The organism is Phenylobacterium sp. Root1290 (genome assembly GCF_001425305.1).
In the GTDB taxonomy this organism is placed as follows: domain Bacteria; phylum Pseudomonadota; class Alphaproteobacteria; order Caulobacterales; family Caulobacteraceae; genus Phenylobacterium.
The window spans coordinates 1,255,037-1,267,032 of the sequence record NZ_LMEE01000001.1; the positions used below are offsets into that span (position 1 = coordinate 1,255,037).

At 71.1% G+C, this 11,996-nt stretch carries 8 protein-coding genes; 5 read left to right on the forward strand and 3 right to left on the reverse strand.

What is annotated here, in order from left to right:
- The first annotated feature begins 3 nt into the window (after positions 1-3).
- Both gltB and ASC79_RS06130 read left to right on the forward strand, forming a co-directional pair.
- The gene (gene gltB / locus ASC79_RS06125; RefSeq protein ID WP_056024683.1) at positions 4-4,569 is read left to right on the forward strand and encodes a glutamate synthase large subunit; all 4,566 of its coding nucleotides are present in this window, start codon (positions 4-6) and stop codon (positions 4,567-4,569) included.
- 111 nt (positions 4,570-4,680) lie between these two features.
- A complete protein-coding gene (locus tag ASC79_RS06130) occupies positions 4,681-5,046 on the forward strand; it encodes an endonuclease domain-containing protein (protein WP_056024680.1) in 366 nt (121 codons plus the stop codon).
- A gap of 75 nt (positions 5,047-5,121) precedes the next feature.
- On the opposite strand, the gene ASC79_RS06135 is transcribed toward ASC79_RS06130, so the two are convergent.
- Both ASC79_RS06135 and ASC79_RS06140 read right to left on the reverse strand, forming a co-directional pair.
- Complete coding sequence (locus tag ASC79_RS06135; RefSeq protein ID WP_056024678.1) at positions 5,122-5,952, reverse strand: hypothetical protein; 831 nt, start codon at positions 5,950-5,952, stop codon at positions 5,122-5,124.
- 83 nt (positions 5,953-6,035) lie between these two features.
- Entirely contained in the window at positions 6,036-7,211 is a 1,176-nt protein-coding gene (locus ASC79_RS06140) for a citrate synthase (RefSeq protein WP_056024673.1), read from the reverse strand.
- A 76-nt stretch (positions 7,212-7,287) separates the two neighbouring features.
- On the opposite strand from ASC79_RS06140, the gene ASC79_RS06145 reads away from it, so the two are divergent.
- The gene (locus ASC79_RS06145) at positions 7,288-8,373 is read left to right on the forward strand and encodes a citrate synthase/methylcitrate synthase (RefSeq protein WP_056024670.1); all 1,086 of its coding nucleotides are present in this window, start codon (positions 7,288-7,290) and stop codon (positions 8,371-8,373) included.
- Here ASC79_RS06145 and ASC79_RS06150 read toward each other — a convergent pair.
- Positions 8,370-9,230, reverse strand: a complete 861-nt coding sequence (locus ASC79_RS06150; RefSeq protein WP_056024667.1) for an enoyl-CoA hydratase-related protein — start codon at positions 9,228-9,230, stop codon at positions 8,370-8,372. The genes ASC79_RS06145 and ASC79_RS06150 overlap by 4 nt on opposite strands.
- Positions 9,231-9,370: 140 nt before the next feature.
- On the opposite strand from ASC79_RS06150, the gene ASC79_RS06155 reads away from it, so the two are divergent.
- Both ASC79_RS06155 and ASC79_RS06160 read left to right on the forward strand, forming a co-directional pair.
- Positions 9,371-10,942 (forward strand): ATP-binding protein, encoded by a 1,572-nt coding sequence (locus ASC79_RS06155; protein ID WP_056024665.1) that lies wholly within the window; start codon positions 9,371-9,373, stop codon positions 10,940-10,942.
- 62 nt (positions 10,943-11,004) lie between these two features.
- Positions 11,005-11,964: a cation diffusion facilitator family transporter gene (locus tag ASC79_RS06160; RefSeq protein WP_056024662.1), complete on the forward strand. Its 960-nt coding sequence runs from the start codon at positions 11,005-11,007 to the stop codon at positions 11,962-11,964.
- Positions 11,965-11,996: the final 32 nt, after the last annotated feature.

Sequence of the window (11,996 nt, forward strand, 5' to 3'; positions counted from 1 at the left end):
CCGATGAGCAACCACCGAGACGAATGGTTCGAAGGCGACACCGCCCGCTACCTCGCCAACCGCGCCGCCCTGACCGCCGCCCATGCCTACTCCCCCGGCGACGAACGCGACGCCTGCGGCGTGGGCCTCGTCTGCGCGGTCGACGGCAAGCCGCGCCGCGAGGTGGTCGAGCTGGCCATCACGGCGCTCAAGAGCGTCTGGCACCGCGGCGCAGTCGACGCCGACGGCAAGACCGGCGACGGCGCCGGCGTGCTGCTGTCGGTCCCGCAGGACTTCTTCGCCGACCAGGTGACCCGCATCGGCCACGTCCTGCGCCCCGGCCCCATCGCCGTCGGTCAGGTGTTCCTGCCGCGCAACGACCTCGGCGCCCAGGAAGCGGCCCGGACCATCGTCGAGGCCGAGGCCCTGCGCTTCGGCTTCTACATCTATGGCTGGCGCCAGGTGCCCGTCGACACCTCGGTGATTGGCGAGAAGGCCAACGCCACCCGCCCCGAGATCGAACAGATCATGCTCTCGCCGCCGGCCGGCCTGACCGGCGAGGCGCTGGAGCGCGCCCTGTTCCTGTGCCGCAAGCGCATCGAGAAGCGCGTCGCCGCCGCCGGCATCCAGCACTTCTACCTGTGCTCGTTCTCGGCCCGGCAGCTGATCTACAAGGGCATGTTCCTCGCCCAGCACATCGACGAGTTCTATCCCGACCTGCGCGACGAACGCTTCGCCGCCGCGGTGGCGATTTTCCACCAGCGCTATTCAACCAACACCTTCCCCGAATGGCGCCTGGCCCAGCCCTTCCGGATGCTCGCCCACAACGGCGAGATCAACACCAAGAAGGGCAACGTCAACTGGATGCGCTCGCACGAGATCCGGATGGCGGCCGACGCCTTCGGCGAGATGGGCGACGACGTGAAGCCGGTCATCCAGGACCCCCACGGCTCGGACTCCATGGCCCTCGACAACACCTTCGAGGTGCTGGTCCGCGCCGGCCGCGACGCTCCCATGGTCAAGGCGCTGCTGATCCCCGAGGCCTGGAACGCCCGCTCGGACGAACAGATCAAGCCGGCGCACAAGGCGCTCTACGCCTACTGCAACTCGGTGATGGAGCCGTGGGACGGTCCCGCCGCGGTCTGCGCCACCGACGGCCGCTGGGTCGTGGCGGGCAAGGACCGCAACGGCCTGCGTCCCCTGCGCGTCGCCTATACCGACGACGGCCTGCTGATCATGGGCTCCGAAGCGGGCATGTGCCGGGTCGACGAGGCCCGCATCATCAAGAAGAGCCACATCTCCGCCGGCCGGATGATCGCCGTCGACCTGGCCGAGGGCCGCCTTTACGGCGAGGACGAGATCATCGACGAACTCGCCGTCCGCCATCCCTACGACCAGTGGCTCGGCAACATGGTCGACCTGGAGAACGAGATCGCCCCCGGCCCCGAGCCGCGCGCCTATTCGCGTGAGGAGCTGATCCGCCGCCAGGTCGCCGCCGGCATGAGCCTCGAGGACATCGAGCTGATCCTCGCGCCTATGGTCGAGGACGCCAAGGAGGCCGTCGGCTCGATGGGCGACGACGCGCCCCTGGCCGTGCTCAGCGACCAGTACCGGCCGCTGTCGCACTTCTTCCGCCAGAACTTCAGCCAGGTGACCAACCCGCCGATCGACTCGCTGCGCGAGACCTCGGTGATGAGCCTGAAGACCCGCTTCAAGAACCTCGGCAACATCCTGGCCCAGGACGAGGCCCAGACCGACGTCTTCGTGCTGGAGAGCCCGGTGCTGACCACCGGCATGTACCAGCGCATCGCCCAGTTCATCGGCGACAAGAACGTCGCCGTCATCGACTGCACCATGCCGGTTCCGGCCGCCGAGAGCCGGCCCGGCGACGCCCTGCGCGCCAACCTCGACCGCATCCGCGCCGAGGCCGAGGACGCCGCCCTGCGCGGCTGCGCGACCATCGTCCTCACCGACGAGGCCGCCGGTCCCGAGCGCATCGGTCTGCCGATGATCCTGGCCACCGGCGGGGTCCACTCCTCGCTGGTCGCCAAGGGCCTGCGCTCCTACGTCTCGATCATCGTCCGCTCGGCCGAGTGCCTCGACACCCACTACTTCGCGGTGCTGGTCGGGGTCGGGGCCACGGCGGTCAACGCCTACCTGGCGCAGGAGAGCTTCCAGGACCGTCTCGATCGCGGCCTGACCGGCGACCTGACGCTTCGCCAGCTCTGCCTGAACTTCAAGCACGCCATCGAGGGCGGCCTGCTGAAGATCATCGCCAAGATGGGCATCGCGGTGATCTCGTCCTATCGCGGCGGCCTGAACTTCGAGGCGCTGGGCCTGTCGCGCGCCCTGGTCGCCGAGTTCTTCCCGGGCATGCCCTCGCGCATCTCCGGCATCGGCCTGGCCGGCATCGAGGCCAAGGCTCTCGAACTGCACCGCAAGGCCTGGGACGCCGCGGCCATCTCCCTGCCGGTCGGCGGCTTCTACAAGGCCCGCCGCACCGGCGAGGCCCACGCCTTCGAGGCGCGGATGATCCACGCCCTGCAGCGCGCCTGCGACACCGGCAACTACGCCGCCTACAAGACCTTCTCCGAGGGCATGCGGCGGATGCCGACCATCCAGCTGCGCGACCTGCTCGACCTGCGCTCGCCCGAGCGCGCGGTCAGCCTCGACGAGGTCGAGAGCGTCAACGAGATCCGCAAGCGCTTCCTGACGCCTGGCATGAGCATGGGCGCCCTCAGCCCCGAGGCGCACGGCGTGCTCAACATCGCCATGAACCGGATCGGCGCGAAGAGCGTCTCCGGCGAAGGCGGCGAGGACCCGGCCCGATACAAGCCGCTGCCCAACGGCGACAACCCGAACTCTGCGGTCAAGCAGATCGCCTCGGGCCGGTTCGGCGTCACCGCGCAGTACCTGAACGAGTGCCGCGAGATCGAGATCAAGGTCAGCCAGGGCGCCAAGCCCGGCGAGGGCGGCCAGCTGCCCGGCTTCAAGGTCACCGAGCTGATCGCCAAGCTGCGTCACTCGACGCCGGGCGTGATGCTGATCTCGCCGCCGCCGCACCACGACATCTATTCGATCGAGGACCTGGCCCAGCTCATCTACGACCTCAAGCAGATCAACCCTGAGGCTCGGGTCTGCGTGAAGCTGGTGGCCATGACCGGCATCGGCGCCATCGCCGCCGGGGTCGCCAAGGCCAAGGCCGACGTGATCCTGATCTCCGGCAATGTCGGCGGCACCGGCGCCTCGCCGCAGACCTCGATCAAGTACGCCGGCGGGCCCTGGGAAATGGGCCTGTCCGAGGCCAACCAGGTCCTGACCCTGAACAACCTGCGCCACTCCGTGCGGCTGCGGGCCGACGGCGGCATGCGCACCGGCCGCGACGTCGTCATCGCCGCCATGCTGGGCGCCGAGGAGTTCGGCATCGGCACCGCCAGCCTGATCGCCATGGGCTGCATCATGGTCCGCCAGTGTCACTCCAACACCTGCCCGGTGGGGGTCTGCACCCAGGACCAGGCGCTGCGCGACAAGTTCTCCGGCAGCCCGGAAAAGGTCATCAACCTCTTCACCTTCATCGCCGAGGAGGTGCGCGAGATCCTGGCCGGCCTTGGCTTCCGCAGCCTCAACGAGATCGTCGGCCGCACCGACCTGCTGCAACAGGTCAGCCGCGGCGGCGAACACCTCGACGACCTCGACCTCAACCCGCTGCTGGTCCGCGCCGACCCCGGCCCGCACGCGCCGTTCTGCACGGTCGAGGGTCGCAACGAGGTGCCCGACACTCTCGACGCCCAGATCGTCCGCGACGCCGCCCCGCTGCTCGAGCGCGGCGAGAAGATGCAGCTGACCTACACCGTGCGGAACACCGCCCGGGCGATCGGCTCGCGCACCTCATCGCACATCGTGCGCAAGTTCGGCATGGAGGGCCTGCCCCCCGGCCACCTGACCGTCCAGCTCAAGGGCTCGGCCGGCCAGAGCCTCGGCGCCTTCGCCGTCCAGGGTCTGCGGATCGAACTCACCGGCGAGGCCAACGACTATGTCGGCAAGGGCCTGTCCGGCGCCACCTTGATCATCCGCCCCGCCCCGCAACTGGCGGCCGCCCAGACCAACGCCATCATCGGCAACACCGTGCTCTACGGCGCGACCAGCGGGCGGCTGTTCGCCGCCGGCCTGGCCGGCGAGCGCTTCGGGGTGCGCAACTCCGGCGCCGTCACCGTGGTCGAAGGCTGCGGGACCAACGGCCTGGAATACATGACCGGCGGCGTCGCCGTGGTGCTGGGCCCGGTCGGCTTCAACTTCGCAGCCGGCATGACCGGCGGCATGGCCTATGTGCTCGATCTCGACGACCGCTTCCTGACCATGCTCAACACCGACAGCGTCGTGGTCGAACGGATCGGAACGCGCCACTGGGAAGCCGAGCTCAAGGCCCTGGTCGAGGAACACGCCCGCGAAACCGGCTCGCCCCTCGCGGAAACCATCCTGCGCGACTGGGACCGCCAGCTGCCCAAGTTCTGGCAGGTCGTCCCCAAGGAAATGGTCCACCGCCTCGACAAGCCCCTGGCCGAGGAAGAAGCCGTGCACCACCGGGCCTAGAACGGCGCCGCCCCCTCACCCTGACCTCCCTCGATCTGGAACATTTGCGGAACGATCTCTATAGTCCCCTCGCCCCCCTTGGGGGAGAGGGTTAGGGTGAGGGGGACGCCGATGCCGCGCAACGCCTCGACTGCGCAGGCACGATCGCTACGCGCCAGGCAGACCAACGCCGAAGCCTACCTATGGGCGGCGTTGCGCAATCGCCAACTCGGCGGCTGGAAGTGGCGCCGCCGGGTCGGGATCGGTCCCTTCGTCGTCGACTTCCTCTGTATCGAGGCGAGGCTTGTCATCGAACTCGACGGCGCCGGCCACGCCGAACGCCGCGACCACGACGCACTGAGGACGGCCATGCTCGCGGCGCACCGCCTGCGCGTCATCCGGTTCTGGAACCACGTGGTCTTCGAAGGCCGCGAATCCGTGTGCGACGCGATCCTTGCTGCGTGTGACGGCGAGCGTGGCGCCGCCCCCTCACCCTAGCCCTCTCCCCGAGGGGAGAGGGAAAAGACGACCCAGCCCGCACAACACGTCCCCTCGCCCCCTTGGGGGAGAGGGTTAGGGTGAGGGGGACGCAGCGCCGCCCGACGCGCGCGGAAACTCCGCCGCCATCGCCTCCACCTCGCGGGCCACGTTCTCCATCGGCGCCTGCGGCACCCGCACGCTGCCCACGCGCGGGCTGTCGAGATCGACGATCAAGCTGATCGCCATCGCCACCAGGATGAACAGCCCGCAGGTCGCCACCAGATGTCGTCGGCGGCCCGGCGCCAGCCCGTGGCCCATGATCGCGGCGGTGACCACCGCGAAGGTCACCAGCACGTGCAGCGCCCGCGCCGGCACCCGCTCCTCCAGCGCCGCGCGCCGCGTGGTCTCCAGATTGAACATCTCGTTGGTCGGCATCATCACGCCCATGGCCAGCGGCGCGCCTTCGGGCGTCCGCACCGCGGCGTGGACCTGCCGCCAGATCTTGGCCTGCATGGCTTCGGCCTGCGCCTCGGCCTCCCCGACACGCAGCATGTCGGCGCCGAAGTCGTAGAACTCCAGCCGCACCTTCACATAGTCGGCCATGCTGTTGAGCAGCTCGCTCCGATGCGGCTCGGGCATCAGCTGGTAGCGCAGGACCGCCGTCGAGATGGCGTTGGCCTCGGCCACCACCAGCTGCCGGCGCTCCACGAAGCGATCGTTGGCCATGCTGAAGACGAAGGCGATCAACAGCCCGAGCAGGCCGAGCGCCGCGCTCAGCACATAGCCGGACCCGGATTCGTGGGGATCCGGCTCGCCCTTGCCGCGCGCGCGGTCCAGCGCGCCTCTGTGCAGCCGATAGCCCAGCTCCACGGCCAGGACGAGCACCGCCGTCAGCAGCAGCCAGCCCAACAGGGTCGCGCCCATTCCGCCGCTCCTCAGCCTGAAGCCAAGGTCTCAAGCCCTTCTAGCCGACGCCATCGGTTGTCGCCCTGAGCCGGCGGGCGGGCTTACCCCACCTCGACCCCGGCATAGCGCGCCCGCGGACGGATCACCCCGCCGCCCTGCCCCTGCTCGATCGCATGGGCGATCCAGCCGGCGCAGCGGGCGACGGCGAACAACGCAAACGGCGCGTCGGTCGGCAGCTTCAACACCCGCGCCATCGCCACCAGGGCGAAATCGACATTCGGCGCCAGGCCGGTGATGGCGCTGATCGTCGCCTGCAGCCTGGCCATCTCCGGATCGGGGTCGAAGCGCTCCAGCAGCGCCGCGGCGCGCGGGTCGCCGTCGGGATAGAGATTGTGCCCGAAGCCCGGGATGTGCCGGTCCTCGGCCAGCCGCGCGGTCACCGCCGCCCGCGCGCCGATCTCGCCGGCCTCGCGGGTCAGGCTCTGCACCGCCGCCGCCGCGCCGCCGTGCCGCGGCCCCGACAGCGCCGCCATCCCCGCCAGGGACGAGGCCGCCAGCGAGGCGCCGGTCGAGGCGGCCACCCGCGCGGCGAAGGTCGAGGCGTTGAGCTCGTGGTCGGCCAGCAGCACCAGCGCCCGGCGGATCAGGTCCGCGCCGGGGCCGCCCGGCCCCAATCCCCAGGCCAGGGCCAGCCGCCCGGCGATCGCCCCGCCGCCGACCTGGCCGGCGATGGCGTCGGTCAGCACGTCCAGCAGGGTCGCGGCCTCGACCGCCAGGGCCAGGGGATTGCGCCCCCGCGCCGGCGGATCCTCGCCCGCTCGCGCGGCCAGCGCCAGGAACGCGCGCGAGCGCATGTCCTCGCCCTCCGGCGGCCGCGGCCGGTCGGTGCGCTTCAGCGCCGCGCCATGCCCGCCGCGCAGCAGCCGCGCCACCGACTCCAGCGTCTCGGTCTGCGCCAGCTCGACGGCGTCGCGCCCGCGATAGAACAACCGCCCGCCCGAGATCGTGGTGATCGCCGAGGTCAGCACCGGCTCGCCCCACGAGATCGCGCCGGCCGCCACCTCCGCCACCTTGCGGCTGCGGCTCTTGCGGTCGGTCAGGGCGGCGATGTCGGCGACCCGGTAGAGGCTGCGGCGCGGATCGTGCGGATCGGGCCGCACCTGCACCCGCCCCCGGCTCACATAGGCGTAGAGCGTCTGCGGGCGCACGCCCAGCCGCGAGCGCGCCTCATCGGCGGCGATCCATTCGGGCGGTCTGGCGGCGGCGGACGCGGTCATATGTTGATTATATTGATCAAGATTGACGCTTCCAGCTTGCGGGCAAATATCGCGGCAAGCAAGAGGAGTTCTCGCCATGTCCGATGGCCTTGAAGACGTCGTCGCCGCCAACACCGTGATGTCGGAAGTCGACGGTCAGCGCGGCGTGCTGATCATCCGCGGCCACTCCCTCGACGAGCTGGCCGGCGCCACGCGGTTCGAGGACCTGGTCCGCATCCTGTTCGACGGGTTCTTCGACGACCTGCCCGCCGACCTCGCGCCAGCCCTGGGCGCCGCCCGCGCCGAGGTGTTCTCGGAGGTCGCCGCCCTCGACCCCGGCCTGCTCGACCTGACCCCGGTCGAGGCGATGCGCGCGCTCACCGCCCGCCTCGGCGACGGCGACGACCTGCCGACCGCCCTGCGCCTGATCGCGGCCCCTGCGGTGTTCACCGCCGCCGTGGTCCGCGCCCACCAGGGCCAGGCCCCGGTCGCCCCCGATCCGGCCCTTTCCCACGCCGCCGACGTCCTGCGCATGATCGCCGGCAAGACGCCGACCAAGGCCCAGGCCGACGCCCTCGACACCTATCTGGTCACGGTCAGCGACCACGGCCTCAACGCCTCGACCTTCGCCGCCCGGGTGATCGCCTCGACCCGCGCGGGCCTGACCTCGGCCGTGCTCGGCGGCATCAGCGCGCTGAAGGGGCCGCTGCACGGCGGCGCGCCCGGCCCGGTGATCGAGATGCTGGACGAGATCGGCCAGCCGTCGAACGCCCGCGCCTGGATCGAACAGGCCCTGGCCCAGGGCGAGCGACTGATGGGCTTCGGCCACCGCGTCTACCGGGTCCGCGACCCGCGCGCCGACGCGCTGAAGGCCGCCGTCCGGCGGCTCGACGACGGCTCCAACGCCCGCCCCGGCCGCATCGCCTTCGCCGAGGCGGTCGAAGCCGCCGCCCTGGCGATCCTCAAGGAGCACAAGCCGAACCGGCCGCTGGACACCAATGTCGAGTTCTACACGGCCCTGCTGCTGGAGGCCCTCGACTTCCCGCCCAACGCCTTCACCTGCGTCTTCGCCATGGGCCGCGTCGCCGGCTGGATCGCCCACGCCCGCGAACAGGTGGCCGGCGGCCGCCTGATCCGCCCGCAGTCGGTCTATGTCGGCCCCGCCCCGCTGAAGGCCGCCTAGTCGCCCCACCACGGGTAGCCGCGCGGCATGTCGGCCGAGACCTTGCCGGGGAAGTTCGGCGGCCGCTTTTCCAGGAACGCGGCCACCCCTTCCTTCACGTCGCCGCCGGCGCCCAGCGTCATCGCCATGCGCCCGTCGATCTTCAGCACCTCGGCGGGCGAGGGCGCCTGCGACAGCCGCCACAGCATCTGGCGGGTCAGGGCCAGCGCCACCGGCGCGGTGTTGTCGGCGATCGACCGGGCGATGGCGCGGGCGCGCGGCATCAGGTCCTCGGCGGCGACCACCTCGCTGACCAGCCCGCCGCTCAGCGCCTCGCTGGCCGGGAACAGCCCGCCGTCCAGGCACCACCGCAGCGCCTGCGGCAGCCCGACGAGGCGCGGCAGGAACCAGGCGCTGCCCGCCTCGGGGACCAGGCCGCGCCGCGCGAACACGAATCCGAACCGGGCGCTGTCGGCGGCGATCCGGATGTCCATCGGCAGGGTGAGCGTCAGCCCCACCCCCACCGCCGAGCCGTTGAAGGCTGCGATCGAGGGCTTGCGGCAGGCATAGATCGCCTCGACGAAACCGCCGCCGCCCTGCCGCGGCCCCTCGCTAACATCGCCGAACGAGGCCGATCCCGCGGCCGAGGTGGTGTCGAACGCATCGGCTCCGGCCGAGATGTCGGCGCCGGCGCAGAACACCCTTCCCGCACCCGTCACCAGCACCACGCGCACGGCGTCGTCGGTGTCGGCGCGCCGAAAGGCGTCGGCGAGTTCGTCGCCCATGATGGCGGTGTAGGCGTTGAGCTTGTCGGGTCGATTGAGGACGATTTCGAGAACGCCGTCCTGCAGGCTGCTGGTAATGTGCTGATAGTTCATGGCTTCCTCCCAGAGCGGGAGGAGAGCCTAGGCGGTTGACGCCGCGGCGGGGCAAGCGCCGCGCGACGGGGCGCAATCGAGGCTTAACCCTAATGGCCTATCCCAAGGGCTAGTTACGATTGCTTGCGAGGAAGTCCCCGATGCCCCAGGCGCCTGCCGCCCACGACGAACCGATCGTCGACATCGGCGCCTTCTTCGAGGTCTCCCTCGATCTCCTCGTCATCCGCGACCTGCAGGGCCGGGTGCTCAAGGCCAGCTCCTCGTGGCGCACCCTGCTCGGCCACGACCCCGAGCAGATGGTCGGCCGCCGGCTGCTCGACCTCGTCCATCCCGACGACATGCCCGGCACCCTCGGCAGCGTCGAAGAGGTCGAGAACCGCCAGCCCGGCGCCCCCGTGGTCGGCTTCATCAACCGCTACCGCCATCGGGACGGCCATTACCTGACCCTGGAATGGCGCGCCCACAGGTCGGGCGACTGCATCTACGGCGTGGCCCGCGACGTCACCGACCGGGTCGCCGCCGAACGCGAACTGGTCGAGGCCAAGGCCGCCGCCGAGGCCGCCAGCCGCGCCAAGTCCGACTTCCTGGCCAATATGAGCCACGAGATCCGCACGCCCCTCAACGGCGTCATCGGCATCGTCGACGCCCTGGCGCGCACGCCGCTGGCCATCGAGCAGACCGAGATGGTCGACCTGATCCGCGACTCCGGGACCCTGCTGGAACGGCTGGTCTCCGACATCCTCGACGTTTCCAAGATCGAGGCCGGCGAACTGCAGCTTGAGGTCCGCCCCTTCGATCTCGACCAGGCGCTCGGCCCCTGCATCGAGGTCATGCGCTACCGCGCGCAGGACAAGGGGCTGGCGTTCCATCTGGTCGGCGACGCCAGCGCCCGCGGCCGCTTCCTCGGCGACGGCGCCCGCATCGGCCAGATCGTCGCCAACCTGCTGTCCAACGCCATCAAGTTCACGCCGCACGGCGGCGTCACCCTGCGGCTGGAGGTCTCCGACACCGCCGACGCCGCGCGCCTGACCCTGACCATCGAGGACACCGGCGTCGGCTTCGACGCCGATCACGCCGCGCGCCTGTTCAACCGCTTCAGCCAGGCCGACGCCACCATCAGCCGCCGGTTCGGCGGCACCGGCCTTGGCCTGGCGATCTGCCGCTCGCTGGCGCACATGATGGGCGGCGAGATCTCGGCCACGTCGCAGCCCGGGGTCGGCAGCCGCTTCGTCGTCTCCCTGCCGCTGCAGCGCGCCGAGACCCTGGCCGCCTACGATGCGCGCGACGCCCGCGCCGCGCCGGCCACCGCGCGTCCGCAGAGCGGGCCCTTGCGGGTGCTGCTGGCCGAAGACCACCCGACCAACCAGCGCGTCGTCCAGCTGATCCTCGCAAGCCAGGGCGCCGAGCTGGCCATCGTCGAAGACGGCGCCCAGGCGCTCCAGGCCTTCGCGGCCGGCGGCTTTGACCTGGTGCTGATGGACATGCAGATGCCGCACATGGATGGCCTGGCCGCCACCCGCGCCATCCGCGCCCTGGAGGCCGAGCGCGGGCTTACACCCACGCCCGTGATCATGCTCAGCGCCAACGCCATGGCCGAGCACCAGGAAGAGGCCCGCGCCGCCGGCGCCGACCTCCACGTCGCCAAGCCGATCACCGCCGCCAGCCTGCTGGCCGGCATCGACGCGGCCCTCGCCCCGCTCGCGGCGGCTTGACCGCGTCGCCTCGCGAGTCGTTCGCGCTATGGGTGCGGCCGCTCGGGCGTTAGAACCGGCCCATGGCCACTGCCGCTCGCCCTCGCCTCTCCGCCGCCGAAGCCGGCGTCCTGACCCGCCGCGTCACGCTCGCCTCGACCGGCGTGGCGCTGCTGCTGGTGACCATCAAGGCGTCCGTCTGGGCGATCAGCGGCTCGGTCGCCTTGCTGGCGTCCGCCGCCGACTCGGCGCTCGACCTGCTGGCCTCGCTGATCACCTTCTTCGCCGTCCGCTATGCGGCGAGCCCGCCCGACGCCGAGCACCGGTTCGGCCATGGCAAGGCCGAGGCCTTCGCCAGCCTGATGCAGGGCGGCCTGGTCTTCGCCTCCGCCGCCCTGATCGGCCGCGAAGCGATCATGGGCCTCATCTCCCCACAGCCGGTCCGGCAAGAGGGCCTGGCCGTCGCGGTGATGGTGGTCTCCACGGTGCTGACCTTTGGCCTGATCAGCGCCCAGGGCTATGTCCTGCGCCGCACGTCCTCCGTCGCCGTGGCCGGTGACCGCGCCCACTACGCCACAGACCTGGCGTCCAACATCGCCGCCCTGATCGGCATCGCGGCGGCCGCCTGGCTGGGCTGGCGCGGCATGGACGCGGTGGCCGCCCTGGTCGTCACCGCCCTGCTGCTCTGGGGCGCCGTCAGCGTCTTCCGCGAAGCGGCCAACCAGTTGATGGACCGCGAGCTGGGCCAGGCCGAGCGGGCCCAGATCAAGGCCCTGGTGACCCAGGACCCCGCCCTCACCGACGTGCACCAACTGCGGACCCGAGCGTCGGGGCCGTACGTTCACATGCAGATGCACGTCGATCTCGATCCGGCCCTGACGCTCCAGCAGGCCCACGCCGCCGTGGTCGCGGCCGAGAAACGCATCCTGGCCGAGTTCCCCAGCGCCGACATCATCATCCACCCCGACCCGCGCGGCGCGGCCGAACCGCACGGCGGCGCCTTCGCCGAGACCGCCCTCGGTAAACGTGGCCTTAACGGGTGAAGGCGCTCTTGGAGCTTTAGGCGCAAGCGAAC

Bases quoted from the DNA above. Each gene is read 5' to 3' on its own strand.
- gltB (WP_056024683.1), top strand. From the start codon at position 4: ATGAGCAACCACCGAGACGAATGGTTCGAAGGCGACACCGCCCGCTAC.
- ASC79_RS06130 (WP_056024680.1), top strand. From the start codon at position 4,681: ATGCCGCGCAACGCCTCGACTGCGCAGGCACGATCGCTACGCGCCAGG.
- ASC79_RS06135 (WP_056024678.1), bottom strand. From the start codon at position 5,952: ATGGGCGCGACCCTGTTGGGCTGGCTGCTGCTGACGGCGGTGCTCGTC.
- ASC79_RS06140 (WP_056024673.1), bottom strand. From the start codon at position 7,211: ATGACCGCGTCCGCCGCCGCCAGACCGCCCGAATGGATCGCCGCCGAT.
- ASC79_RS06145 (WP_056024670.1), top strand. From the start codon at position 7,288: ATGTCCGATGGCCTTGAAGACGTCGTCGCCGCCAACACCGTGATGTCG.
- ASC79_RS06150 (WP_056024667.1), bottom strand. From the start codon at position 9,230: ATGAACTATCAGCACATTACCAGCAGCCTGCAGGACGGCGTTCTCGAA.
- ASC79_RS06155 (WP_056024665.1), top strand. From the start codon at position 9,371: ATGCCCCAGGCGCCTGCCGCCCACGACGAACCGATCGTCGACATCGGC.
- ASC79_RS06160 (WP_056024662.1), top strand. From the start codon at position 11,005: ATGGCCACTGCCGCTCGCCCTCGCCTCTCCGCCGCCGAAGCCGGCGTC.